Annotated in this window: 22 protein-coding genes; 10 read left to right on the plus strand and 12 right to left on the minus strand. The window is 66.6% G+C overall.

Annotated features, from left to right (window positions below; all coding sequences use genetic code 11):
- Positions 1-170: 170 nt before the first annotated feature.
- Both rpoH and ACZ5CM_RS10285 read right to left on the minus strand, forming a co-directional pair.
- Complete coding sequence (rpoH, locus tag ACZ5CM_RS10280; RefSeq protein ID WP_464638348.1) at positions 171-1067, minus strand: RNA polymerase sigma factor RpoH; 897 nt, start codon at positions 1065-1067, stop codon at positions 171-173.
- A 175-nt stretch (positions 1068-1242) separates the two neighbouring features.
- Positions 1243-2274, minus strand: coding sequence for an RluA family pseudouridine synthase (locus ACZ5CM_RS10285; protein WP_464638350.1), 1032 nt, complete (start codon positions 2272-2274; stop codon positions 1243-1245).
- On the opposite strand from ACZ5CM_RS10285, the gene ACZ5CM_RS10290 reads away from it, so the two are divergent.
- Entirely contained in the window at positions 2273-2590 is a 318-nt protein-coding gene (locus ACZ5CM_RS10290; RefSeq protein WP_464638351.1) for a DUF6476 family protein, read from the plus strand. The genes ACZ5CM_RS10285 and ACZ5CM_RS10290 overlap by 2 nt on opposite strands.
- Before the next feature lie 36 nt (positions 2591-2626).
- On the opposite strand, the gene ACZ5CM_RS10295 is transcribed toward ACZ5CM_RS10290, so the two are convergent.
- The 3 genes from ACZ5CM_RS10295 to ACZ5CM_RS10305 all read right to left on the minus strand — a co-directional run bounded on the left by ACZ5CM_RS10295 (position 2627) and on the right by ACZ5CM_RS10305 (position 5906).
- Positions 2627-3652 carry a diguanylate cyclase domain-containing protein gene (locus ACZ5CM_RS10295; protein ID WP_464638352.1) on the minus strand — a complete coding sequence of 342 codons (1026 nt, stop codon included), beginning with the start codon at positions 3650-3652 and terminating at the stop codon, positions 2627-2629.
- Positions 3649-4236 (minus strand): heme NO-binding domain-containing protein, encoded by a 588-nt coding sequence (locus ACZ5CM_RS10300; RefSeq protein ID WP_464642577.1) that lies wholly within the window; start codon positions 4234-4236, stop codon positions 3649-3651. Before ACZ5CM_RS10300 ends, ACZ5CM_RS10295 begins: the two co-directional genes overlap by 4 nt.
- Before the next feature lie 110 nt (positions 4237-4346).
- A complete protein-coding gene (locus ACZ5CM_RS10305) occupies positions 4347-5906 on the minus strand; it encodes a trimethylamine methyltransferase family protein (RefSeq protein ID WP_464638353.1) in 1560 nt (519 codons plus the stop codon).
- 386 nt (positions 5907-6292) lie between these two features.
- Here ACZ5CM_RS10305 and ACZ5CM_RS10310 point away from each other — a divergent pair, with 386 nt between their 5' ends.
- Positions 6293-6526: a YgaP family membrane protein gene (locus ACZ5CM_RS10310; RefSeq protein ID WP_464638355.1), complete on the plus strand. Its 234-nt coding sequence runs from the start codon at positions 6293-6295 to the stop codon at positions 6524-6526.
- A 57-nt stretch (positions 6527-6583) separates the two neighbouring features.
- On the opposite strand, the gene uvrA is transcribed toward ACZ5CM_RS10310, so the two are convergent.
- On the minus strand, positions 6584-9448 hold the full coding sequence (uvrA, locus tag ACZ5CM_RS10315; protein WP_464638358.1) for an excinuclease ABC subunit UvrA: 2865 nt from the start codon (positions 9446-9448) through the stop codon (positions 6584-6586).
- A gap of 153 nt (positions 9449-9601) precedes the next feature.
- Here uvrA and ACZ5CM_RS10320 point away from each other — a divergent pair, with 153 nt between their 5' ends.
- Complete coding sequence (locus tag ACZ5CM_RS10320) at positions 9602-9991, plus strand: rhodanese-like domain-containing protein (protein ID WP_464638361.1); 390 nt, start codon at positions 9602-9604, stop codon at positions 9989-9991.
- Positions 9992-10139: 148 nt separating this feature from the next.
- Positions 10140-11357, plus strand: coding sequence for a bifunctional alpha/beta hydrolase/OsmC family protein (locus tag ACZ5CM_RS10325; protein WP_464638363.1), 1218 nt, complete (start codon positions 10140-10142; stop codon positions 11355-11357).
- 296 nt (positions 11358-11653) lie between these two features.
- Here the strand turns inward: ACZ5CM_RS10325 and ACZ5CM_RS10330 are convergent, their stop codons facing one another.
- Entirely contained in the window at positions 11654-12253 is a 600-nt protein-coding gene (locus ACZ5CM_RS10330) for a biotin transporter BioY (RefSeq protein WP_464638366.1), read from the minus strand.
- Between the two features lie 204 nt (positions 12254-12457).
- Between ACZ5CM_RS10330 and ACZ5CM_RS10335 the strand changes: the two genes are divergently transcribed.
- Both ACZ5CM_RS10335 and ACZ5CM_RS10340 read left to right on the plus strand, forming a co-directional pair.
- Positions 12458-12784 carry a DUF6455 family protein gene (locus ACZ5CM_RS10335; protein WP_464638369.1) on the plus strand — a complete coding sequence of 109 codons (327 nt, stop codon included), beginning with the start codon at positions 12458-12460 and terminating at the stop codon, positions 12782-12784.
- 31 nt (positions 12785-12815) lie between these two features.
- A complete protein-coding gene (locus ACZ5CM_RS10340) occupies positions 12816-13154 on the plus strand; it encodes a TfoX/Sxy family DNA transformation protein (RefSeq protein ID WP_464638372.1) in 339 nt (112 codons plus the stop codon).
- A gap of 141 nt (positions 13155-13295) precedes the next feature.
- On the opposite strand, the gene ndk is transcribed toward ACZ5CM_RS10340, so the two are convergent.
- Positions 13296-13718, minus strand: coding sequence for a nucleoside-diphosphate kinase (gene ndk, locus ACZ5CM_RS10345; protein ID WP_464638375.1), 423 nt, complete (start codon positions 13716-13718; stop codon positions 13296-13298).
- A gap of 161 nt (positions 13719-13879) precedes the next feature.
- Between ndk and ACZ5CM_RS10350 the strand changes: the two genes are divergently transcribed.
- The 4 genes from ACZ5CM_RS10350 to ACZ5CM_RS10365 all read left to right on the plus strand — a co-directional run bounded on the left by ACZ5CM_RS10350 (position 13880) and on the right by ACZ5CM_RS10365 (position 19478).
- Positions 13880-15778, plus strand: a complete 1899-nt coding sequence (locus ACZ5CM_RS10350) for an ABC-F family ATP-binding cassette domain-containing protein (protein ID WP_464638378.1) — start codon at positions 13880-13882, stop codon at positions 15776-15778.
- 314 nt (positions 15779-16092) lie between these two features.
- Positions 16093-17844 (plus strand): acetolactate synthase 3 large subunit, encoded by a 1752-nt coding sequence (locus ACZ5CM_RS10355; protein WP_464638381.1) that lies wholly within the window; start codon positions 16093-16095, stop codon positions 17842-17844.
- Positions 17845-17887: 43 nt separating this feature from the next.
- Complete coding sequence (gene ilvN / locus ACZ5CM_RS10360; RefSeq protein WP_464638384.1) at positions 17888-18448, plus strand: acetolactate synthase small subunit; 561 nt, start codon at positions 17888-17890, stop codon at positions 18446-18448.
- 232 nt (positions 18449-18680) lie between these two features.
- Positions 18681-19478, plus strand: a complete 798-nt coding sequence (locus ACZ5CM_RS10365) for a helix-turn-helix domain-containing protein (RefSeq protein ID WP_464638386.1) — start codon at positions 18681-18683, stop codon at positions 19476-19478.
- Here ACZ5CM_RS10365 and ACZ5CM_RS10370 read toward each other — a convergent pair.
- The 4 genes from ACZ5CM_RS10370 to ACZ5CM_RS10385 form a co-directional block, all read right to left on the minus strand.
- Complete coding sequence (locus ACZ5CM_RS10370) at positions 19466-20263, minus strand: DUF2189 domain-containing protein (protein WP_464638389.1); 798 nt, start codon at positions 20261-20263, stop codon at positions 19466-19468. The genes ACZ5CM_RS10365 and ACZ5CM_RS10370 overlap by 13 nt on opposite strands.
- A gap of 221 nt (positions 20264-20484) precedes the next feature.
- Complete coding sequence (prfB, locus tag ACZ5CM_RS10375) at positions 20485-21612, minus strand: peptide chain release factor 2 (RefSeq protein ID WP_464638392.1); 1128 nt, start codon at positions 21610-21612, stop codon at positions 20485-20487.
- 193 nt (positions 21613-21805) lie between these two features.
- The gene (locus ACZ5CM_RS10380) at positions 21806-24376 is read right to left on the minus strand and encodes a penicillin-binding protein 1A (RefSeq protein WP_464638394.1); all 2571 of its coding nucleotides are present in this window, start codon (positions 24374-24376) and stop codon (positions 21806-21808) included.
- Between the two features lie 156 nt (positions 24377-24532).
- On the minus strand, positions 24533-25762 hold the full coding sequence (locus ACZ5CM_RS10385; RefSeq protein ID WP_464638397.1) for an N-acetylmuramoyl-L-alanine amidase: 1230 nt from the start codon (positions 25760-25762) through the stop codon (positions 24533-24535).
- Positions 25763-25776 lie beyond the last annotated feature (14 nt).

The following is a 25776-nucleotide window of genomic DNA, read 5'->3' on the forward strand; positions in this document are numbered from 1 at the left end:
GAGCTGCGCCGGAAAATGCGGCCGCGCATACGGCGCGACGGCTAATCCTTGCGACCGCGCACGCAGCGCGCGCGGCCGCCATGCCTCCGGCGGGAGTATTTTTTGCAAGAGGAAGGGAGGGGCGCGATGACGGTCATGCCCCTCGGAGGTGGAGACGGCGGCCATGGCCGTCAGGCGGGGGTGAGCATCCCCTTCTCGGCCGCCAGTTCCCGCATCTTCTTCTGCAGTTTCTCGAAAGCGCGCACCTCGATCTGGCGGATGCGTTCGCGGCTGACATTGTACTGTTTGCTCAGCTCTTCCAGCGTCACCGGGGTGTCGGCCAGCCGGCGCTGGGTCAGGATATCCTTTTCGCGGTCGTTGAGCACGTCCAGCGCCTGCGCCAGAAGTTCGCGGCGTGCCTCCAGCTCGTCGCGCTCTTCGTAATCGGCGGCCTGGTCTGCGCTTTCGTCGGTCAGCCAGTCCTGCCACTGCATGGCGCTGTCGCCATCGCTGCCGACGGTGGCATTCAGCGACGCATCGCCGCCGGACATGCGCCGGTTCATCGAGATGACCTCGTCCTCGGTCACGCCGAGGTCATGGGCGATCTGTTTCACCTTGTCGGGGTGCAGGTCGCCCTCTTCCAGCGCACCGATGCGCGCCTTGGCCTTGCGCAGGTTGAAGAACAGCTTCTTCTGCGCGCTGGTGGTGCCCAGCTTGACCAGCGACCACGACCGCAGAATGTATTCCTGGATCGCCGCGCGGATCCACCACATGGCATAGGTGGCGAGGCGGAACCCCTTTTCCGGGTCGAAGCGCTTGACCGCCTGCATGAGGCCGACATTGGCCTCGGAGATCACCTCGGCCTGGGGCAGGCCGTAGCCGCGATAGCCCATGGCGATCTTGGCCGCCAGCCGCAGATGCGAGGTGACCAGCTTGTGCGCAGCCTCGGTGTCCTGGTGGTCCACCCAGCGCTTGGCCAGCATGTATTCCTCTTCCGGCTCGAGCAGCGGGAACTTGCGGATTTCCTGCATGTAGCGGTTCAGACCGCCTTCGGGGGTCGGAGCCGGGAGATTTGCGTAATTCGCCATGCTGTCTCAGTGCCTCCCATGATGTTTAGACATTTAACATACCATATGGGTCAAGAATTTTTCGGCTTCAAGGCCGGTGGGGAAATTTCCTGCCCCCACCCTAGCGCGCGGGCCGAAGGATCGGAAAGGGCGGAATGCCGCAGATCACGCGCATGTGCTGAAAATTGGCGGAAAATCAGCCCTCCGCACGCAAAAGCGTTACCAGCGCGGCCATGTCGGCGGGCAGAGGCGCCTCGAACTGCATGGCCTTGCCGCTTTCGGGATGGACGAAACCCAAGGTCGCCGCATGCAGCGCCTGGCGGTGGAAACCGGCCAGCGCCGCGGCGGCCGTCGCGCCCAGCGCCCGCGCCGGCGGCTTGCGGCGCCCCCCATAGACCGGATCACCCACCAGCCCGTGACCGGCATGGGCCATATGCACCCGGATCTGGTGGGTACGTCCGGTCTCCAGCCAGCAATCCAGCAGCGCCAGCGACGGCGGGGTCCCGAACCTTTCCACCACCCGAACGCGGGTCACCGCATGGCGCCCGGTGTCGAACAGCACCGCCTGGCGCTGGCGGTCGGTTCCGTGCCGGGCCAGCCGGGTGGTGATCTTCAGGATGTTGCCGGGCTCGAAACTGACCCCGCGCTGGCCGAGCAGCCGCGGGTCGTTGGCATCAGGCACCCCGTGGCACAGAGCGGTATAGTGACGCTCGACCCGATGCGCCGCGAACTGCGCGGCCAGCCGGTGATGGGCGGCGTCGGTCTTGGCCACCACCAGCAGGCCCGAGGTGTCCTTGTCGATCCGGTGCACGATGCCCGGCCGCCGGACGCCGCCGACGCCGGACAGGCTGTCGCCGCAATGGTGCAGAAGCGCATTCACGAGCGTCCCCGAGGGCGTGCCCGGCGCCGGGTGCACCACCATGCCGGCGGGTTTGTTGACCACGATCAGCGTGGCATCCTCGTAGACGATCTCGATCGGGATCGGCTCGGGGCCGATATGGCTCTCTTCGGCCTCGGTCAGGTGGATGCGTACCTCATCACCTTCCTGCACCCGCGCCTTGGGCGAGGTGACGAGAGAGCCATTCACCGCGACCGCGCCATCGGCGATGAGTCGCGCGATCCGCGTCCGCGACAGCGCCGCGGCGTCTGGCGCATCCCGCGCAAGCGCCTTATCTAGGCGGGGCGGCGGGTTCGCCGCAATGGTGAAAACAACTTGACGGCTGCCCATGGCCCCCTCTTCCGCACCCGGCCCTTCACCCGACCCTTCCGCGCCCGAACCGGGCAATCTGCGCCTGTTGCGGCGCCTGGTCACCACCCTTCTGGCGGTCATGATCGGCGGCTTCGTCCTGATCGTGGCGATGTTCGCCATCCGCCTTGCCGACGATCGCCCCGCCTTCCCCGACATGATCGTCCTGCCCGATGGCGTCAAGGCCGAAGCCTTCACCATGGGCAAGGGATGGTACGCGGTGGTCACCGATGACGACCGGATCCTGATCTTCGACAGCGCCAGCGGCGCCCTGCGCAAGAGCATCGACATCCGCTGAGGCCGGAACCCGCGCCGCGCCGTCACCACCGCTCCGTCACCCCGCTGCCGGAGGCCCGGCCCCGGGCAGGGCGCCGGCCTGTTCCATCGCGGGCTCGTAAAACCGGAACCGGCCGCGGCCCGCCCGCTTGGCCGCGTAAAGCGCCAGGTCGGCGCGGTGGAGCAGCGTCGCCGGATCCGGGGCGTCGTCCTCCGGCCAGAAGGCAATGCCGATGCTGGCCGAAATGCGGCATTCGGCATCGCGCCATGGCACCGGCCTTTCCAGCTTGGCAATGAGGCGGCCGGCAATCGCGGCCAGCCGGTCGCGGTCGGTCACGCTGTCGAGGATCAGCACGAATTCGTCGCCCCCGATCCGCGCGACCATGTCGCGGTCGCGGATCTCGCTCACCATCTCCCGGGCGGCGCGGCGCAGGACGTGGTCGCCGGCGGCATGGCCCAGCGTGTCGTTCACCGTCTTGAAGTGGTCGAGATCGAGATGCATCAGCGCAAAGGGCGCCGCCGCACCGACCATCCGGTCCAGCACGTGATCCATCGCACGGCGGTTGCGCAACCCCGTCAGCGTATCGGTGAATGCCCGCCTTTCGGCTGCGACCATGGCCCCCTGGAGACGCAGGTTCAGCCGGCGCGAGACGTCCATGACCGCGGCATTGGCCTCGACCAGATAGAGAAGTTCGATGGCCAGATCGGTGGGGGCGAAGTCGGCGCCGGTCAGGTCATGCTCGCGCACCGCATCGACCAGCGAGATGCCGAAGGAAAGGTTGACAACCGCCCCCTGGTCCTGTGGCAGCGGCAGGATCATCCCCTTGAGCGTGGTCCTGGGCGGAGCCCGGAACCGCACCCGCAAAAGTCCGCCGGGGGCCGCGCACAGATCCGCCATGGACGACACCGCGCGCGGCCGGAGCGGTTCGAAAAGATCGAGAAAGCGCAGCCCCTCAAGCGCCACGCCAGGGCGCAGTTTCTGCAATGTCGCGCCCGCTCGGCGAACATGGCCGGTCGGATCCAGCAGCAGATGCATGGGACACAGCGCCGCCAGCAGCCCGTCCACGACGGCGGATTCCGTCATGCCCCCTGCGCCCCCAGCGCGAAATTCCGTCCCTGGGCAAAGGCTGGCTCGACCAGCGAGATGCGGATGACCTCCTGCCCCTGCTCGGGCATTTCATGTTCCAGCACCACCAATGCACCGTAATCGTCGGCCATGGCCCGCAGCAGGCCCGTCATCACGCTGCCATAGCCGTCAAGGCCGGGATGACAGATCAGCGTGTAGCGGCCTTCACCGCAATCCCACAGCTCCAGAGCCGGCAGGTGAAGATCGGGCACGGCCAGCCGGGCGCGCCCGGCCAGTTCATCCAGGGAGTAGAGGAAATCCACATAGCTTTCACCGCCGAAGCGCAGCAGCCGGCGCAGCGCCGCCATGCGCGGATGCGATACCAGGAAGGTGCCCAGGTCCTCCAGCAGCTCGGCCTGCCCGCGCCCCAGATCCTCGCACAGGACCGACAGGACTCGCCTGCCATGCTTGTCGTCATGGTGCAGCATCGCCTCGAAATTCCCGGGGTCGATTCCGGCCAGTTCGGCCACGCGCCGCCACCTGCCCCGACCGTAGGTCGCACAGATGAAGGACTGAATCGCGCTGTTGATCAGACCGTGCATCGCCCTGGCCGTTGTCATCCCTGCCCGGCAACCTTGCCCGAAGGCAATTAACGCCCGCTGAACAGTTAAAATTGCAGATCTTTTCGGAACGCGCCGGCCGGCGATACGCCTCAGAAATCCGTGGGCGCGCCGCCCTCGGCCTTTCGCCGGGCCACGAAATCGGCCAGCTCGTCGCGGATGGCGACATCCATGGGCGGGGGCTCGAATTCCGCAATGATCCTCTTGAACAGGCGATGGGCGCGCTCGGGCGTCCAGACCGCTCCGGCGGCCTCCCAGGCCTCGAAATTGCGCCAGTCGCTCAGGAACGGCTGGTAGAAGGCGGTGGCATAGCGGTCCTGCGTATGCCGCACGCCGAAGAAATGGCCCTCGTGCCCGACCTCGCGGATCGCCTCGAGCGCAAGCGCATCCGCATCGGTCGCCACGATCCCGGGCTCCATGTAACGCTGAAGCTGTTGCAGCATCTCGCAATCCATGACGAATTTTTCGGGGCTGGCGATCAGCCCGCCTTCCAGCCAGCCGGCGGCATGATAGACCATGTTGGTGCCCGACTGGATCGCGGCCCACAGGCTGTTGGCGGTCTCCCATATCGCCTGCCCGTCGGGGACGTTCGCCGTGCAGCAGGCCGACGAGCGCAGCGGCAGCCCGTAGAACCGGGCCATCTGCCCCGTCATCTGGGTCGCGCGCATGTATTCGGGCGTACCGAAGGCCGGAGCACCGGATTTCATGTCCACGTTCGAGGTGAAGGTGCCGATGGCGCAAGGTGCGCCGGGGGCCACGTACTGGAAAAGAGCGATGGCGCAGAGCGCCTCGGCCAGCGACTGGGCGACCGCGCCGGCCATGGTCACGGGCGCCATGGCCCCGGCCAGCGTGAAGGGCGTCACCACCACCGCCTGCCCCTGCCGGATCAGCCGCAGGCAGCCGTCGATCATCGGCTGGTCGTGCTTGAGCGGCGAGGTGGAGTTGATGTTGGTGTACATCCGCGGTTTCGAGCGGAATTCCTCTTCGCTCAGGCCGCCACTGATGCGCACCATCTCCATCACGTCCTCGACCCTCTCGCGCCCGAGGCTGTAGGCATGAACCACCTTGTCGGTCAGCGTCAGCTTGTCATGCAGCACATCAAGGTGACGGACCGAAGCGTGAATGTCCACCGGCTCGACCGGGTAGCCACCCGCGAAATGGATGCAGTTGAAATATTGCGTGAGCTTCAGAAGGTCGGCACAGGTTTTCCGGGTTCCAGGCACCTTGCGGCCAAGATCCAGATCCCAGTAGTTCGGCGGCGAGGACACGTTTCCGAACAGCACAAAGGCCCCGCCCAACACGATCTCGCGCTCCGGGTTGCGCGGGGTGAGGGTGAAACTGTCGGGCGCGCGGGCGATCATCTCCATCACGAAATCGCGCCCCATGCGCACGAGATCGCCCTCGACGATGCAGCCCGCCTCGCGCAGGATCGCCAGCGCCTCGGCATTGAGAAAGCGCACCCCGATCTCTTCGAGTATGCGCATTGCGCCATCGTGGATGGCCTGCACGCCCTCTTCGCCAAGCGGCTCCACTGGCAGGTCGAGATTGACCGGTAACCGCCAGGGCATCTGCTCGATGACGGCCGGACCGCGCCGGGCCGCGGCCCCTGCCCGTCCTCCGCCGCGCCGTCCGCGTTCCGGTTTCCTCGCCATGTCGGCCCCCCTCCTGCCGGTCGGCTCCAGTGGGACCCGAATGGCAGAGCGCCGCCGCGCCGAATGCGACATCGCGTGTCGCTGATGAAGCATCGGCAGCCGGTCGGACCGTTTCCCGCCCCCGGACAAGTCGCGTTCAATCCCTCCCACCCAGCCCGGGTCGCCCACCCCCCGGCCCAGCGTCTCTGCCTTTCCCGAATCGATACTCTTTTTCTGGCCCGCAAATATCCCGGGGGGAGAGGCCCGCAGGGCCGAGGGGGGCAGAGCCCCCCTTCCCGGCCCTGCACCCCACGCCGCCGCCCCTTGAAAACCCGCCCCGGAAAACCAGATTCTCGATGGTGCGTGCGTTCAGCCCGCACGGGATCAGAGTTACGGAGGATGTGAAAATGTTCGACGTCAACACTGGTGTTCTGGATCGCGTGATCCGCGTGATCGTCGGCCTCGTCATCATTGCCGGCTTCTTCTACTGGACCGACTGGGCCTACAGGTGGGTGTTCTGGCTGGGCCTGATCCCGGTCGTCACCGGCGCCGTCGGCTTCTGCCCGATCTACAGGATGCTGGGCTGGTCCACCAACAGCTCGCATGGCGGCAAGGGGCATGGCGGTGCAGCCAAGGCCTGAGCCGAAGCCGCTTGACCACACAAGGCCCGTTCCCGCCCGGACGGGCCGTTTTCGTGACTACTCGGCAGCTACGCGACCGGCCCCCAACATGTCCTTGAGATAGCGCCCGGTGTGGCTGCGCTCACAGGCGGCCACATCCTCGGGCGTGCCGGTGACAACGATCTCGCCACCGCCATCGCCACCCTCGGGGCCGATGTCGATGATCCAGTCGGCGGTTTTGATGACGTCGAGATTGTGTTCGATGACCACCACCGTGTTGCCCTGGTCCACAAGCTCGTGCAGCACGTCGAGCAGCTTCTTCACGTCCTCGAAATGCAGCCCCGTCGTGGGTTCGTCGAGAATGTAGAGCGTGCGCCCCGTCGCGCGCCGCGCCAGTTCTTTCGAAAGCTTGACCCGCTGCGCCTCGCCCCCCGAAAGCGTGGTGGCCTGCTGACCGACCTTGATGTAGTCAAGGCCCACCCGATGCAGCGCCTCCATCTTGTCGCGGATCGAGGGCACGGCCCTGAAGAAGGCGAGCGCCTCTTCGACCGTCATGTCAAGAACGTCGGCTATGCTTTTGCCCTTGAAGCGAACTTCCAGCGTCTCGCGATTGTATCTCGCGCCCTTGCAGGTCTCGCAGGTCACATAGACATCGGGCAGGAAGTGCATCTCGATGCGGATCACCCCGTCGCCCTGGCAGGCCTCGCAGCGGCCGCCCTTGACGTTGAAGGAAAAGCGCCCCGGCTTGTAGCCGCGCGCACGCGCCTCGGGCAGACCGGCGAACCAGTCGCGGATCGGGGTGAAGGCACCGGTATAAGTGGCCGGGTTCGAGCGCGGAGTGCGCCCGATCGGACGCTGGTCGATGTCGATCACCTTGTCGAGATGCTCCAGCCCGCGGATGGTTTCGCAGGGCGCCGGCGTCTGGCGCGCGCCGTTGAGCCGCATCGAGGCCGCCTTGAACAGCGTCTCGATGGTCAGGGTGGACTTGCCGCCCCCCGAAACCCCGGTGACGCAGATGAACATGCCCAGCGGAAAATCCACCGTCACATCCTTGAGGTTGTTGCCGCAAGCTCCAACAACGGTTACCTTTTTCCCGTTTCCAGGGCGCCGCTCGGCAGGAATGGGGATCGCCCGTTTGCCACTCAGATACTGCCCCGTCAGCGACGCCGGATCGGCGGCCACCTCTTCGGGCGTGCCCTGGGCCACCACCCGTCCGCCATGCACGCCGGCGCCGGGCCCGATGTCGAAGACGTGGTCGGCGGCGCGGATCGCCTCTTCGTCATGTTCCACCACGATCACCGTGTTGCCCTGGTCGCGCAGGTTCTTCAGCGTCGCCAGAAGCCGCCCGTTGTCGCGCTGATGCAAGCCGATGGAGGGCTCGTCCAGCACGTAAAGCACCCCGGTCAGCCCCGAGCCGATCTGGCTGGCCAGCCGGATCCGCTGACTTTCCCCGCCCGACAGGGTGCCGCTTGAACGGCTCAGGGTAAGGTATTCCAGTCCCACGTTATTCAGGAATCCGAGACGTTCGCGGATCTCCTTCAGGATGGCGCGGGCGATTTCGTTCTTCTGCGCACTCAGGCTTTCGGGCACCCGTTCGACCCAGGCAAGGGCCTCGCGGATCGACATCTGCACCACCTCGCCGATATGGAGGCCGGCGATCTTCACCGCCAGCGCCTCGGCGCGCAGCCGGTGGCCGCCGCAGGCCCCGCAGGGGCGCCGGTTCTGGTAGCGTTCGAACTCTTCGCGCACCCAGGCGCTGTCGGTCTCGCGCCAGCGGCGTTCCATGTTGGGGATCACCCCTTCGAAGACCCGCGTGACCTCATAGACCCGCCCCCCCTCGTCATAGCGGAAGCGGATTTCCTCGTCGCCTGAACCGTAAAGGAACATCCTCTGCACCTTCTCGGGCAGGTCCCTCCAGCGGGCGTTGCGGTCAAATCCGTAATGGCGGGCCAGCGATTCGATGGTCTGCAGGAAATAGGGCGACTTGCCCTTGCGCCAGGGGGCGATGGCCCCGTCCGCCACCCGCAGCGTCACGTCCGGCACCACCAGACGTTCGTCGAAGAACAGCTCCTCCCCCAGCCCGTCGCATTCCGGGCAGGCGCCGAAGGGGGCATTGAAGGAAAACAGCCGCGGCTCGATCTCGGGGATGGTGAAACCGCTGACCGGGCAGGCGAAATTCTCGCTGAAGGTGATGCGCTCGGGCGCGCCCTCGCCTTCGCGCGGGGCGGTCTCCAGAATCGCGATCCCGTCGGCCAGGTCCAGCGCCGTGCGCAGGCTGTCGGCCAGCCGCGTCTCCATGCCGGGGCGAACGATGATGCGGTCCACCACCACGTCGATGTCGTGACGGAACTTCTTGTCGAGCGCCGGCGGTTCGTCCAGCTCGTGGAACTGGCCGTCCACCTTGACCCTCTGGAATCCCTGCTTGCGCAACTCCAGGAATTCCTTGCGGTACTCGCCCTTGCGGTCGCGCACGATCGGAGCCAGCAGATAGGCGCGGGTGCCCTCCTCCATCGCCATGATCCGATCCACCATGTCCTGCACCTGGCTTGCCTCGATCGGCAGGCCGGTGGCGGGGCTGTAGGGCGTGCCGGCGCGGGCAAACAGCAGCCGCAGATAGTCGTAGATTTCCGTCACCGTGCCGACGGTCGAGCGGGGGTTCTTCGAGGTGGTCTTCTGCTCGATGGAAATGGCCGGGGAAAGGCCGGTGATGTGGTCCACATCCGGCTTTTCCATCATGTCCAGGAACTGGCGCGCATAGGCCGAGAGGCTTTCGACATAGCGCCGCTGCCCTTCGGCGTAGATGGTATCGAAGGCGAGACTCGACTTGCCCGACCCCGACAGGCCGGTGATGACCACCAGCCTGTCGCGCGGGATGTCCACGTCGATCCCCTTGAGATTGTGTTCGCGCGCACCGCGCACTTCGATCATTTTCGGCTCAGCCATGCGAGTCCCCGGACAGATGGTCAAGAAATAGTCGAGCCCGGTCGAGTCTCCAACCGGAAACTGCGAACAAAGGCGGAACCTGATCGTTTCATCGCAATCCCGATTGTATTCGATATTTTGAATGTTATATTTCCGACGACGCCGCAAGCGGCGATGCAGGACAGACAGGAAAGGATCGAGATGTTCTTCATGCGCAAACCCCGCCCCGCCCCCGGCATGAGCCCGCACGAGGCCGTGCAGGCGGCCCGGGAAGGAAAGATCACGCTGATCGACGTTCGCGAACATGGCGAGGTCGCCATGTCCGGCAAGGCCCGCGGGGCGCTGCACATTCCCCTGATGCGCCTGCGCGATGCGGCCGACCCGCGCCATCCCGATTTTCACCCCGCCCTGAAATCCGCGGGCTCCATCGCCGTCTATTGCGCCTCGGGCGCGCGTTCGCACCATGCGCAATCGCTGCTCAGGCAGCTGGGCTACGAGGATGTCCACAATATCGGCGGGCTGGCCCACTGGGTGCAGGCCGGCGGCGAGCTGGAGCGCGCCTGAGCACCCTCCCCGCGCGCCGCGCGCGCGCCTTTGCGCCGGGCGCCGGTCCCCGGCTGCCGCAACCATGGCATGACCCCTCTTTCGCCGCCCCTTGCCTGCGGCGAAAGAAGGCCCACCTTGGACCTGTCCCCGGATCAGGAGCCAGACCATGCCGACCGAAGCCGTCACCTTTCCCGGACATACCGGCCATGACCTTGCCGCCCGTCTGGACCTGCCGGACGGGCCGGTTCTGGCCACCGCGCTGTTCGCCCACTGCTTCACCTGCGGCAAGGACATTCACGCCGCCCGGCGCATCGCGGCACGGCTTGCCTCCATGGGCATCGCGGTGCTGCGTTTCGACTTCACCGGGCTGGGCCATTCAGGCGGCGAATTCGGAAACACGAATTTTTCATCCAATGTCGCGGACCTGGTCGCGGCGACCCGCTATCTGGAGGGGCGCGGCATGGCGCCCGCACTGCTCATCGGCCACTCGCTGGGCGGCGCCGCGGTGATCCGGGCCCGCGAACACATCCCCTCCACTCGGGCAGTCGCTACCATCGGCGCCCCCTTCGACCCGTCGCACGTGACCCGCCACCTGGACCGCAGCCTTGACGACATGCGTCGCGACGGGACGGCCGAGATCATGATCGGCGGGCGCCCCTTCCGGGTCGGTCGGGCTTTCCTCGACGATGTCCGGGACAGCGCCCTGGGTCCGGCCCTGGCCAGGCTGCGGGCGGCACTGGTGGTGCTGCACGCGCCGCGCGACCAGATCGTGAGCATCGACGCCGCGGCCGCCATCTTCGGGGCGGCGAAGCATCCCAAAAGCTTCGTCTCCCTCGACGATGCCGACCACCTTGTCTCCCGCCCCGAAGATGCCGAATATGCGGCGGAGGTGATCGCCACGCTGTCACGCCGCTATCTCGGCCTGCAACCCCCGCCCGCCCCGCCCGGCGCGCCCGAAGGCATCGTGCGCGTGACCGAGGCCGATCCCGACGGTTTCCTGCAGGACGTGCAGTCGGGACCGTATCATCACGTGCTGGCCGATGAACCGCAGTCCCATGGCGGCACCAACCGGGGCATGTCGCCCTATGGCTTCCTTGCCGCCGGGCTGGGCGCCTGCACCTCGATGACGATCCGCCTCTACGCCCGGCGCAAGGGCTGGCCGCTGACCGGCATCAGCGTCGACGTCTGCCACGACAAGATCCACGCGCAGGACGCAGAACCCGGCAGTGGCGGAAAGATCGACCGTTTCACCCGCAGGATTCGCCTCGAGGGGCCGCTGGACGAAGCCCAGAGGGCGCGGCTGATGGAAATTGCCGACAAATGCCCCGTTCACCGGACGCTCACCCGCGGCGCCAGGATCGAAACCTCCCTGATCGACGGCTGAGAGCTCGAAACGCCGAAGGCAGTGGCACGGCGTATCGGCGGGGCGGTGATCGGAGGCGCGATCGGCAACGAGACCGGCGGCGTCCCGGCCTGCATGGCCCCGACCGCCGCCATGGCAAGGGCAAGTCCCGCCAATGCGCTCCGAACCCGTTTCGGCGTGAACATGCCTCCCTGGCGAACCGACAGAAGGGTGACGAGACAAGGCCATCTGGTCCTTATCCAGGCGCCCGACGCCCCCGGCACGAAAAAGGGCCCGAACCAATGGTCCGGGCCCCGCGATGCGTCACATGGATGCGCTCAGGCGCGGGCGCTGCCCACCAGTTTCCACAGCACCGGCATCACCACCGCCGCCAGCGCCAGCTTGATCGCATCCCCCACGAGGAACGGATACAGCCCCCACTCGAGGATCGGCTTGTCCCAGCCGTAAAGCTGACCCAGCCAGAGCAGGCCCGGCACATAGATCAGCACGTTGCCGATCAGCATGGCCAGCGCCATCCAGCCGAAGGAACGGTCCCAGCCCCGCCGCGCCAGGGCGCCCAGCGCGACCGAAGCCAGCGCGAACCCGACAAGGTAGCCGCCGGTGCCGCCCATCATGTAGGCCAGCCCGTATTTCTCGGCCGACGAGCCGGCGAACACGTCGAAACCCAGCGCCCCGATCAGCAGATAGCCAAGGATGGTCACAAGCCCCAACCGCGCGCCATAGGCCGCACCGACCGACAGGACGACGAATGTCTGCATCGTGATCGGCACCGGCCACATCGGCACCTTGATCTTCGCGGAAACCGCCAGCACGGCGATCCCCAGCATCACCAGAACCACCTGCTTGATACGCAGCGCGGCGCCCTCGCGGGGGCCGAGTGCCTCGGCGAGAACACCGTTGGTCGCGGCAAGGGTCATGTCGTTGTCTCCCATCCTTCCTTTGAACCTGTCCGCCCTGAATGCCCAATTCGCCGCAATGCCGCAAGCATTTTCGCCATTGCAGAAATTCCTGCCCCCGACATCCCGCTCGCTTGACTGAAATCAAGAACGGGCCGCGACGAATCTGCCACTTGGCGCCCGAGGCTGCGATGCATGCGCCCACAAAGGCAAGGAGACGAAGAAATGGGCATCTTTTCCGGATTCTTTCAGAGTACCGACCTGGTCGAGGGCATGGCCCGCCGGCTGGGCGCCGATCTTTCCTCGGATATCGCCGCGCGCCCCGACTCCGCGGCGCTCAGGCTCCGCAGCCTCGTGATTCGCTGCGCCGCGTGCCGCGAACAGGAAAAATGCCGCGCCCTTCAGGCCGGCTGCAGCCGCCTGCACGCCACCCCCGGCTATTGCATGAACAAGGACGAACTCGAACGCCTCGCCCGCTCTCCGGCCCCGACCGTTGCCGCGGCGCCGGACGCGGAGCCCGCCCCGGCCGCCCCCCATCCTGCCCCATCGTGACAGCCGGCCGCGTGGCGGCTAGACTGGCACCATGCCAACGCCCGTATCGTCGATCCGCAATCTCGGCCCCGCCTACGAGGCCGCCTGCGCCCGCGCCGGCATCCACTCGGCCGAGGCGATCCGCGCACTGGGGCCCGACGAAACCTATGCCCGCCTCCTGAAAACCGGCACGAAGCCGCATTTCATCGGCTATTACGTTCTGGTCATGGGTTTGCAGGGGCGCCCGTGGAACGATTGCAAGGGCGACGAAAAAAAGGCCCTGCGCGCCCGCTTCAACGCAATCAAGGCGCGCGCCTTCGACCACCACCGGTCGGAACTGGAGCGCAGCCTCGATGCGATCGGCGTCATTCAACGCCCCCGCCGAAGCTGAACGCGACAAGAACAGGCGGCACCCCGTACCGCCTGCCCTTCCTCTTGCCGAAAATACTCCAGGGGGTGAACTGGCCCGCACGGGCCAGGATGGGGACAGCGTCCCCCTCGCCCGGCCGGGCGCGCAAGCGCCCGGAACCGCTCAGCCGACGATCTCGATGCCCGAGAAGAAAAAGGCGATCTCCTGCGCCGCCGTCTCGGGCGCGTCCGAACCATGCACCGAATTCTCGCCGACCGACTCGGCGAACTCGGCCCGGATCGTGCCCGGCGCCGCATCGGCGGGGTTGGTGGCGCCCATGATCTCGCGGTTGCGCGCGATCGCGTTCTCGCCTTCCAGGACCTGCACCACCACCGGAGCCGAGGACATGAATTCGCACAGCTCGTCATAGAACGGGCGGTCCTTGTGCACGGCATAGAACTCGCCCGCCTGTTCGCGGGTCAGGCGGATGCGCTTCTGCGCCACGATGCACAGGCCGCCCTCCTCGAACTTGGCATTGATCTTGCCGGTCAGGTTGCGGCGGGTGGCGTCGGGCTTGATGATCGACAGGGTGCGTTCGATGGCCATATCGGGCTCTCCTTCATGGATGACAGGGGGCGGGCGCGAAAACCCCGGCCCGCCGGGAAATATCGCGCGCCGCCTAACATGCGGCGCCCGCCTTGGGAAGGGACTTGTTGCCCCTCCCGCCGCGATTGACATCCCCCGCCCCCCTGCGCCATCACCCGCCCATGCTCCGGATCGACAACATCACCTTCTCCATCGGCGGCCGCCCCCTGTTCCAGAACGCCTCGGCCCGCATCCCGGCCGGGCACAAGGTCGGGCTGGTGGGGCGCAACGGCACCGGCAAGACCACGCTCTTTCGCCTGATCCGGGGCGAGTTGGCGTTGGAGGGCGGCTCCATCACCCTGCCCCCCCGCACCCGCATCGGCGGCGTGGCGCAGGAAGCCCCGGCGACGCAGGAGACGCTCCTCGACACGGTTCTGGCCGCCGATACCGAACGCGCCCGGCTTCTGGCCGAGGCCGAAACCGCCACCGACCCCGCCCGCATCGCCGAAATCCAGACCCGGCTGGCCGATATCGACGCCTGGAGCGCCGAAGGCCGCGCCAGCGCCATCCTCAAGGGGCTGGGCTTCGACGAAAACGACCAGCGCCGCCCCTGCGCCGCCTTCTCGGGCGGCTGGCGGATGCGGGTAGCGCTGGCCGGCGCGCTGTTCGCGCAGCCCGACCTGCTGCTGCTGGACGAGCCGACCAACTACCTCGACCTCGAAGGTGCGCTGTGGCTGGAAAGCTACATCGCCCGCTATCCCCATACCGTCCTCATCATCAGCCACGACCGCGACCTGCTCAACCGCGCGGTGGGGTCCATCCTTCACCTGGAGAACCGCCGGCTCACCCTCTACCCCGGCCCCTATGACCGCTTCGCCCGGACCCGCACCGAGCGGCTCGCCCAGGCGCAGGCCGAGGCGAAGAAGCAGCAGGCCCGCCGCGCCCGGCTGCAATCCTATGTGGACCGCTTCCGCTACAAGGCGGACAAGGCCAAACAGGCCCAGTCGCGGCTCAAGGCGCTGGCCCGGATGGAGCCGATCACCACCCCGCAGGAGGCCGCCCTGCGCGCGTTTTCCTTCCCCGAACCCGAAGCGCTGTCGCCCCCCATCATCCACCTCGAAGACGGCGCGGCGGGCTATGACGGCCGCCCCGTGCTGCGGCGGCTGAACCTGCGCATCGATCCCGACGACCGCATCGCGCTGCTGGGCCGCAACGGGCAGGGCAAGTCGACGCTGGCGAAGCTGCTCGCGGGGCGGCTGGAGCTGATGGAGGGCCGCCTCGTCCGCTCGTCGAAGCTGCGCATCGGCTATTTCGCCCAGCACCAGATCGAAGAGCTGCGCGCCGAAGAGTCGCCGCTGGCCCATCTCGTCCGCCTGCGCCCCGACGAGCCACCGGCGAAGCTGCGCGCGCGGCTGGCCGGCTTCGGGCTGGGGGCCGATCAGGCCGAGATGCAGGTGGGCGACCTCTCGGGCGGGCAGAAGGCGCGGCTGAGCCTTCTGATTGCCACCATCGACGCGCCGCATCTTCTGATCCTCGACGAGCCCACCAACCACCTCGACATCGAAAGCCGCGAGGCGCTGGTCGAGGCGCTCACCGGCTATGGCGGCGCGGTGATCCTGGTCAGCCACGACATGCACCTGCTGGGCCTTCTCGCCGATCGGCTGTGGCTGGTGTCGCAGGGAACGGTGCGCCCCTGGGAGGGCGACCTGGAAAGCTACCGGGCAATGCTGCTGCAGGGCGAGGACGGCGGAGCCGGGAAGACGGGAAAGGCAGGAAAGACGGAGGCGGGGCCGCCTTCTTCCCGGCCGAAACGCCCCCGCCCCGCCCGCCCCGCGCGCGAGGCGCTCATCGCCGCCCGGGCCGAGTTGCGAAAATGCGAAACGCGGGTCGAGAAGCTGGTCGAGATGAAGGAGAAGCTCTCGGCCCGGCTGGCCGATCCGGCGCTTTACGAACCGGGCCGGCAGGTCGATATCGCCACCTGGCAGAAGAAGTTTGCCGAAATCGAGGACGCTCTGGAACGGGCCGAGGCCCTCTGGATGCAGGCGCTGGAGCGGCTGGAGACGGTCGAAAGCGGCGCCTGACACCGCCGCTGAAGGGGCGGAAAATGCCGGATATTTCGTCGCACCCGGTCACGAACGCAAGAAAATGACCGGATTCACCCCTGAAATTGCATGAAAACCATCCGATTGCCGGTTGACGCCCCTTTCCCGCCCCCATAATGTCCGCTTCGAACATGAAAGGGCCGCGGGGCATGGATTTCCTGATCGTCATCGTAGGACGCGCGCGCATGGGCCGGTAACGGTTGACCATAATCGAACCCATGCGCCCTCGTTTCCGACCGGGGGCTTTTTTTTGTTCGCACGGGATGCAGGATGTCGCCAATGGAGCAAGCCAGATGAAACGTGAAATGACCGGCGCAAAAATGGTGGTTCAAGCCCTGAAGGACCAGGGCGTGGACACGGTATTCGGCTATCCCGGCGGCGCCGTTCTTCCCATCTATGACGAGCTGTTCGTGCAGAACGACATCCGCCACATCCTGGTGCGCCACGAACAGGGCGCGGTGCACGCGGCCGAGGGCTATGCCCGCTCCACCGGCCGGCCCGGGGTGGTGCTGGTCACCTCCGGCCCCGGCGCCACCAATGCGGTGACCGGGCTGACCGACGCGCTGATGGATTCGATACCCGTCGTGGTGATCACCGGGCAGGTGCCCACCTTCATGATCGGCTCCGACGCCTTTCAGGAGGCCGATACCGTCGGCATCACCCGCCCCTGCACGAAACACAACTGGCTGGTCAAGGACACCGACCGCCTGGCCGAAACCATCCACGAGGCCTTTCACGTCGCCACCGCCGGGCGTCCCGGCCCGGTGCTGGTGGACATTCCCAAGGACGTGCAGTTCGCCACCGGAACCTACGTGCCGCCCCGGCCCTCGAACTCGCATTACCAGCCGCAGGTCAAGGGCGACCCGGAGGAAATCACCGAACTGGTGGCGGCCATCGAGACCGCCGAGCGCCCGGTCTTCTACACCGGCGGCGGCGTCATCAATTCCGGCCCCGCCGCCTGCCAGCTGCTGCGCGAGCTGGTGGATGCGACCGGCTTTCCGATCACCTCGACGCTCATGGGGCTGGGCGCCTATCCGGCCTCGGGGCCGAACTGGCTGGGCATGCTGGGGATGCACGGGCTGTATGAAGCCAACATGGCCATGCATGACTGCGACCTGATGATCGCTATCGGAGCGCGGTTCGACGACCGCATCACCGGCCGCATCGACGCCTTCAGCCCGAACTCGAAGAAGGCGCATATCGACATCGATCCCTCCTCAATCAACAAGGTGGTCAAGACCGACATCCCCATCGTCGGCGACGTGGCCCATGTGCTTGAGGACGTCCTGAAGATCTGGAAGTCGCGCGGCCGCAAGACCCGGGCCGAGGCGGTGGCGAAATGGCACGCGCAGATCGACGAATGGCGCAAGATCGACTGCCTCGCCTATCGCAACACCGACAAGACCATCCAGCCGCAATATGCGCTGCAACGGCTCGAGGCGCTGACCAAGGGGCATGACCGCTACATCTGCACCGAGGTGGGCCAGCACCAGATGTGGGCGGCCCAGTTCCTGACCTTCGACGAGCCGGGCCGGCTGATGACCTCGGGGGGTCTGGGCACCATGGGCTACGGCTTTCCCGCCTCGATCGGGGTGCAGCTGGCGCACCCCGAGGCGCTGGTCATCAACGTGGCGGGCGATGCCAGCTGGCTGATGAACATGCAGGAGATGGGCACCGCCGCGCAATACGACCTGCCGGTCAAGCAGTTCATCCTCAACAACGAACGCCTCGGCATGGTCCGCCAGTGGCAGGAGCTTCTGCATGGCTCGCGCTATTCGCATTCCTGGTCGGAATCGCTGCCCGATTTCGTCAAGCTGGCCGAGGCCTTCGGGGCCAAGGGCATCCTGTGCGACGATCCGGCCGATCTGGACGACGCGATCATGGAGATGATCGAACATGACGGCCCGGTGATCTTCGACTGCGTGGTGGAGAAACACGCCAACTGCTTCCCGATGATCCCCTCGGGCAAGGCCCATAACGAGATGCTGCTTGGCGAGGCCTCGACCGAAGGGGCGATCGAACGGGGCGGCGCGGTGCTGGTCTGAACGGCAAGGAAGAAACCGGAACACGAGATCGAGGAACCAGAAAATGTCAGCCCTGCAGATCAAGAAAGGCTCGACCCGCCACTCGGCCTACAACCTGCGCCCCACCTTTTCGGATGTCGAGGAGCGCCACACCCTGGCGCTTCTGGTGGAAAACGAACCCGGCGTCCTGGCGCGGGTGATCGGCCTGTTCTCGGGCCGCGGCTACAATATCGAAAGCCTGACCGTGGCCGAGGTGGACCATACCGGGCACCTGTCGCGCATCACCATCGTCACCACCGGCACGCCGCAGGTGATCGAACAGATCAAGGCCCAGCTGGGCCGCATCGTGCCGGTACACGAAGTCCACGACCTGACGGTGGAGGGCCCGTCGGTCGAACGCGAACTGGCCATGCTGAAGGTGGTGAGCACCGGCGACAAGCGGGTCGAGGCGCTGCGGCTGGCGGACATCTTCCGCGCCAACGTGGTGGACAGCACGCTGGGCAGCTTCATCTTCGAAATCACCGGCGCGCCGGAAAAGATCGACGCCTTTGCCGATCTCATGCGGCCGCTGGGGCTGGCAGAGATCGCCCGCACCGGGGTCGCCGCCCTGCTGCGGGGCGAGTGAAAGGGGCAGCCGGCGCTTTCGCCCGGCTACCGCAAAGTGAAAAGGTGGCTTCAGGATTCATGAATCTGCCACCGATTCCTTGAATTGCTCCCTGCTCGGGCTACCATTTCGGTCAGTCGCGCAGGCGGTGCCTTCCTTCGAAGGTGCCGTAATGGGCGGCCGGGCAAGAACCGGTTGTGAGTCCACTCCGGTATTTCGGTGCGACGACAGCCGTGCGACCCGGACGGGAGCCATGATGAACGCAGCCGACAGATCGCCGGCCGAACTGCGCAGCATGTTCGGCGACAACCTTCGCGTTCTTGCGCGCGGGTATCCTTCGATCTCGGCGCTGACGCGGCGCTTGGGCATCAACCGGACCCAGTTCAACCGCTACCTCGCCGGGGAAAGCTTTCCCCGTCCCGACGTGCTTGACCGGATCTGCCGCTTTTTCGAGGTCGATGCCCGAATCCGTCTGCAACCGGTCGCAGAGCTGGGCCGCTCCTGCCCCGCCCTCGACGGTCCGGTTCTCGGCGCGTTTCTGGGACACGTGCTGAACGAGGTGACGGAAGAAGAGTTTCCGGACGGGTTCTACCGGGTGGTCCGGCGCAGTTTCGCGGATGAGACCCGGTTCACGGTCAGAGTCGTATTCGTCTTCCGCGACGGGGGGCTGACCTGCCTGCGCGGCTACGAGGACCGCGACGGGAAGCGCCGTTCCGGGCCCGGCACGACACCGGCCGAACGCGAATTCCGCGGCCTCGTCACGCGGCAGGCGGACGGGCTTGGCCTGATCGCGGCGCGGCGCGGCGGCAGGGACCGGATCTTCGGCCACCTGACCCGCGCCAGGGGCTTTGCGGGCAAGCTCTGGTCCGGGTACATGGCACGGCCCTCGCACGGCATCCCCGCCGGCATTCATGCCACGCGGGTCGTCTGCGAACATCTCGGCCACGGGCCCCGGCGCGTGCTGCCGGCAGCGCGGGCGGCCGGGACGTGCGGCGAGGATGCCCTGGCGCCCCGCCACCGCCGTCTTCTCGGCCCCGCTCAGGCCATCTGATGAACCGCGTCCGGCACCGGCTCCTGCATCGCCAGCCGGTACAGGTGCCAGGACGCGTGTCCCAGAAGCGGCAGAACTACCAGCAGCCCCAGGAACATGGGAATGATGGCGAGGAAGGTCATGCCAGCAAGGAACGCCGCCCAGGCAAGCATCGGAACCGGGTTGGCCAGGACGTACTGAAAGCTTTCGATCATGGCGGTGACAAAATCCACCTCGCGATCAAGAAGCATCGGCACCGCCATCACCGTGATCATGTAGAGCAGCAGCGCGAACATCAACCCGACCCCGCAGCCGACGAACAGCATCGCGATTCCGTTCACGCTCGCCAACAGCTCCAGAGAGGCAAGGTTCACCGCCGGCATCAGCCCCATGAACAATGCAAAGATCATGTGGCCCAGAAAGAACCAGAACAGGAAGATCACGCCGATCACCGCCGACAGCGACGGCAACTGGCGCTTGCCCTGCCGCCGGATGCAGCCCAAGATCCGGGAAAGTCTCGTGTCCTCGTTCCACCCCAGCCGGCGCGAGACCTCGTACATGCCGACCGCGGCGAAAGGGCCGATCAGCGGGAACCCCAGAACCGCCAGCACCAGCCAGAAGGTCGTCTGCGTCTGGATCGTGATCCAGGTCATGGCCCATCCGGCCGCCACGTAAAATGCCGCGATCACCACTCCGCAGCGCGGTGCGCGGACGAAATCGCGCCACCCCAGCCGGACTGCCTCCTGCATTGTCGAAAAGGTCATGGGGTGCAGTTCCGGCGCACCGAATTCCCTTTCTCTGAACATGTTTCCTCCTCCTCCCTTTTCAGCATCCCACGCATCGCAGATGCCTCCATCCGCACCCCGCGCCCGCTGCGGCCAATGGGCCGCCCGCAAGGCGTGGGGCCGATGTCGGGCCGCCCTTTTCCAAGCTTGCCCGAAAACAAGCCTAAACCGTACATCTTTTCCTGAAAAGGGTCAGCTTCCCCCGCGGGAAGGTGCCGCCGGCCGGTCGGCGGCGGCCGGGGTCAGTCCTCGGCCTGAGCCTCGGCGCGGCTCTTGCCCGAGACGTTCATCGCCAGGGTGGCGGCCATGAAGGCGTCCAGATCCCCGTCCAGAACGCCCTTGGTGTCCGAGGTTTCGTGGCCGGTGCGCAGATCCTTCACCATCTGGTAGGGCTGCAACACGTAAGAGCGGATCTGGTTGCCCCAGCCGGCCTCTCCCTTGGCTTCGTGCTGGGCGGTGATCTCGGCGTTGCGCCGGTCCAGCTCCAGTTGATAGAGACGCGATTTCAGCGTCTTCATGGCGATCTCGCGGTTCTGATGCTGGGACTTTTCCGAGCTGGTGACCACGATCCCCGTCGGAATATGGGTGATCCGCACCGCCGAGTCGGTCGTGTTCACATGCTGCCCGCCCGCCCCGGACGAGCGGAAGGTGTCGATGCGGATGTCGGCGGGGTTCACCTCGATCTCGATGTTGTCGTCCACCACCGGATAGACCCATACGGAGGAAAACGAGGTATGCCGCCGGGCCGAGCTGTCATAGGGCGAGATCCGCACCAGCCGGTGCACGCCGCTTTCCGATTTCAGCCAGCCATAGGCATTGTGCCCGGAAATCTTGTAGGTGGCCGACTTGATCCCGGCCTCTTCGCCGGGCGTCTCCTCGACCAGCTCGACCTTGTAGCCGTGCTTTTCGGCCCAGCGCACATACATCCGCGCCAGCATCGCCGCCCAGTCACAGCTTTCGGTACCGCCGGCACCGGCATGGATTTCAAGGAAGGTATCGTTGGCGTCGGCCTCGCCATCCAGCAACGCCTCAAGCTCCTTCTGGGCAGCCTTTTCCTTCAGCGCTCGCAATGCCTCTTCGGCCTCGGCCACCACCTCGTCATCGCCCTCGGCCTCGCCCAGTTCGATCAGGCCGACATTGTCCTCCAGTTCCTGTCGGATGGACTCGTAGGTCTCCATCGCGTTGACCAGCATCTGGCGCTCACGCATCAGCTTCTGCGCGGCCGCCGGATCGTCCCACAGGTTGGGATCTTCGACCCGCGCATTGAACTCTTCAAGCCGGTGCTGGGCCGTCTCCCGATCCATCCGCTGTGCCAGGAGCGACAGCGACTTCTCGATCTCGGCAACGATGTTCTGCGTCTCGGCGCGCATGGGGGATCCTGCAACATGTCTGCGTGAGTGTGCGTGATAGACCAGCCCGCAGGCACGGGCAAGCGCCGCCTTGCACCCCACCCGCCCGCGCGCCGCCGCCATCCCCCTCGCATCCTTTTTCTGGCCGGAAATATCCCCGCCGGAGGCATCGCGCCGCAGGCGCGATTCCCTTCCCCGACGCCGGGCCGCGCCCTCAGTACAGCCCGCCGGAACTGACGGTGCCGAAATTGGCCTTCGGCCCCACCGTCGTGGTCTGACCGGTCGAGGTGCGCACCTTGCGACCGGCCTCGCGCACTTCCTCGAACAGCGGCAGGTTGGAACCCATGGCAAAGCCGCCATCATAGGTCAGCCCGAAGATCGGCTCTTCCCCGTCACGGAAATACTCCGCCACCACATTGTCGCCGGTGGCATCGTCCGGCAACCGCGCCCCGGTGAAACGGTCGATCTTGATGAACCGCCCGCCGGGCGGAACCTTGAACGGCCCGCCGCCATATTTCGCCACCGCCTTTTCCATGAAGCTCTGGAACACCGGCCCGCACATGGAGGCACCATAGGCCCCCCTCCCCAGCGGCCGCGGCTGGTCGAAGCCCATGTAGCAGCCGGCGACGATGTTCGAGGTGAACCCGGTGAACCAGACGTCGCGGGCCTCGTTGGTGGTGCCGGTCTTGCCGGCCACCGGAACCGGCAGGTTGATCCGCCCCGCCGCCGTGCCCCGCTGCACCACCCCCTGCATCATCGAGGTGATCTGATAGGCGGTGATCGCGTCGATCACCCGCTGGCGGTCCGAGACGATCTTCGGCACCTCGTCCGGACCCAGTTCGGCCGTATCGCAGCCCAGGCAGCGGCGCCGGTCATGCCGATAGATGGTCCGCCCATAGCGGTCCTGGATTCGGTCCACCAGCGTCGGCCGGATCCGCTCGCCGCCATTGGCGATCATCGCGTAGGCCGTGGCCAGACGATAGAGCGTCGTCTCCTGCGAGCCCAGAGCATTGGCCAGATACGGCTCGAGCCGGTCGTACACGCCAAAGCGTTCGGCATAGCCGGCCACCACCGGCATCCCCACTTCGCGCGCGAGGCGGATGGTCATCAGGTTCCGGGACTGCTCGATCCCGGTGCGCAGCGGCGTCGGTCCGTAATACTTGTTCGAGGCATTGTGCGGCCGCCAGACGCCTTCGGGCGTGTCGATCTCGATCGGGGCATCGACGACGATGGTGGCCGGAGAATAGCCGCTGTCGAGGGCGGCGGCATAGACGAAGGGCTTGAAGTTCGACCCCGGCTGGCGCATCGCCTGGGTGGCGCGGTTGAACACCGACGACTGGTAGGAAAACCCGCCCTGCATGGCCAGAACCCGCCCCGTATGGACGTCCATGGCCACGAAGGCGCCTTGGATCTCGGGGATCTGGCGCAGGCTCCAGCCCTTGACCGAGCCATCCTTGTCGCTGGTCACCGCCCGCACCAGAACCACGTCGCCCACCGAAAGCAGGTCGCCCGCGACCCGCGCCTTGCGCCCCGGCCTGCCGTCGGGACCCAGCGGGCGCGCCCATTGCACGTCGCGCGCACGAATCCAGTGACCGCCCGGTTTCTCAGGCACGTCCTCGATGCCGATGCGGGCATCCTGTCGGCCCACCTCCAGCACCACCGCCGGATACCACCGCGTCGGCAGCACCACATCGCGGGGCAGTTCGATCTCGGCCAGCGCCGCGCGCCAACTTTCCTCGGATGTCAGCCGCTCGGCCGGGATCCTCTTGCCGGTGCCCCGCCACACCCCCCGCCCGCGGTCGTATTTTTCCAGCTGGGTGCGCAGAGCCAGCGCCGCCGCCTGCTGCATTTCTTCGTCGATGGTGGCGCGGACCGTGTAGCCACCAGTGAAGAAGCCGTCCTCGCCGCGCTGGCCGATGAATTCGTCCGATTCGGTCAGCTGCCGGCGGATTTCATCCGTGAAATAGTCGCGCGGCGGCAGGGCCGCGCGAAAGTTCGGGTAGTCGCCGTTCTGGACCGTCTTCAGCGGCGCCTCGATCTCGCGCTCGTAGACCGCCTTCGAGAGATAACCGTTCTGATACATCTCGCGCAGCACGTAGTTGCGCCGCTCGAGCAGGCGCTTTTTGTTCCGCACCGGATGATAGTCGGACGGCGCCTTGGGCAGCGCCGCCAGCATGGCCGCCTCGTGCGGGGCCAGCTCGTCCAGGGTCTTGTTGAAATAGGTCTGCGCGGCGGCAGTCACACCATAGGAATTCTGGCCGAGGAAAATCTCGTTCAGGTAGAGTTCCAGGATCTTTTCCTTGGGCAGCGTCTCCTCCAGCCGCGCGGCGAGGATGATCTCCTTGATCTTGCGCTCGATCTTGCGGTCGCCCGAAAGCAGGAAGTTCTTCATCACCTGCTGGGTGATGGTCGAAGCCCCGCGCACGTTGCGCCCGCGCGAGCGGATGGCCTCGAAGGCCGCCGCCGCGATGCCACGGGTGTCATAGCCCTTGTGGTTGTAGAAGTTCTTGTCCTCGGCCGAGATGAAGGCCTGCTTGATCAGGTCCGGGATTTCCTCGGCCGGGGTGAACAGGCGCCGTTCGCGCGCGAATTCGTCGATCAGCCTGCCCTCGCCGGAATAGATCCGGCTGATCATCGGCGGCTGATACTGGGCCAGCGACTCGTGACTTGGCAGATCCCGGCTGTACATCCAGAAGATGCCGCCCACGGTCAGCATGACCATGAAGATGCCCAGCGTGAAAAAGCTGAAGATCGCTCCGAGAAAGGAGAGGATGAACCGGATCACGTTGATGCCTTCGTTAGCGCCGTGCGGCCTATATAGGCGGGGTTCCGGCCGGGGTCAAAACCGGAAGACGCCGGCACGGGCGCCGGGACGGCGGATTGATGCCGGCTCCGGCAGTGCGCGGACAGGCCCCCAACCGGCCGGGAAGCCTCCGGCCAGCTATTGCCGCACCAGCGGCCGGCGGGCAAGGTCGGCGGCGCGCCAGTTCATCACACCGTTGCGAATGCCGCGGGCCAGCCGCGCCCGCCACTGCGGATCCTGCAGATTCTTCAGGTCTCGGGGGCTCGAGAGGAAGCCGATCTCGATCAGGACCGAGGGAATGTCGGCCGATTTCAGCACCGAAAACGCCGCCCGCCGCAGCGGCCTGCGGTTGATCGGACCGCCGACCTGGGCCATGCCCTCGACCAGCGCCCGCGCCAGCGCCTCGGTGCGCGGCTGAGTCTCCTGGCGGGCCAGATCCAGCAGGATGTCGGTCACCTCGTCATCGGTCCCGGAAAGATCGACGCCCGAGAGGATCTCGTCCCGGTCGTGGCGCTCGGCCAGGCGCGCGCTGGCCGCATCCGAGGCCTCGGGCGAAAGCACATGCACCGTGGCCCCGTGCGCCAGCCCCTCCGACAGCGAATCCGCATGCAGCGAGATGAACAGGTCGGCACCGGCCTCCTGCGCCACCGATATGCGCCGCTCGAGCGACACGAAGCGATCGTCCTCGCGGGTGAGCACCACCCGCACGCGCCCGCCGCGCACGAACGCCTCGCGCAGTTCGCGCGCGAAGGCAAGAGTGACCGCCTTCTCGTCGATGCCGGGCACCTGGGCGCCAGGGTCGATACCGCCATGGCCGGGATCGATCACCACCACCATCGGGCGAGTGTCATCCCCGGTCCCGTTCCCCGCGCCAGTTGCCACCGGCAGGCTCGGTTCGGGCAGATCCCAGCGCGGGTCATGGGGCGCACCGGACCCGGCGACGAAGCTTTCCTCGTCACGCCGGCTCAACCGCACCGACAACCGGGCCCACCCGGTGGCCTCGTCCACGCGCATCCCGGCACTGTCGATGCCGTAAGGCCCGGCAAGCTCGGCCACCAGCCGCGACCAGCCGGGCACGTAGCTGCCGAAACGGACGGATCGGACCCGCCGCGAGCGCAGCAGCGCCTCGGCCTGCAGCCCGGTCCAGTCCACTTCCTGAAAATCGAGCACCAGCCGCGGCGGCGAAGCCAGCGTGAACAGCCGCCACGGCACGCCCTGGCTGAGCCCCAGTTCGATCTCGACCCCATCGCCGCTGTCGGTGATACGGCTTGTCGCCGGGTCGATGCGGGCCAGAGCACTGAAATCCTGCGCGACCGCGGCGCTTGCCACGGTCATCGCCCATGTCAGCCAGAAGAGAAACCTGCCCATCGCCCAACGCGCGC

The sequence above is a fragment of the Piezobacter thermophilus genome (genome assembly GCF_055386745.1).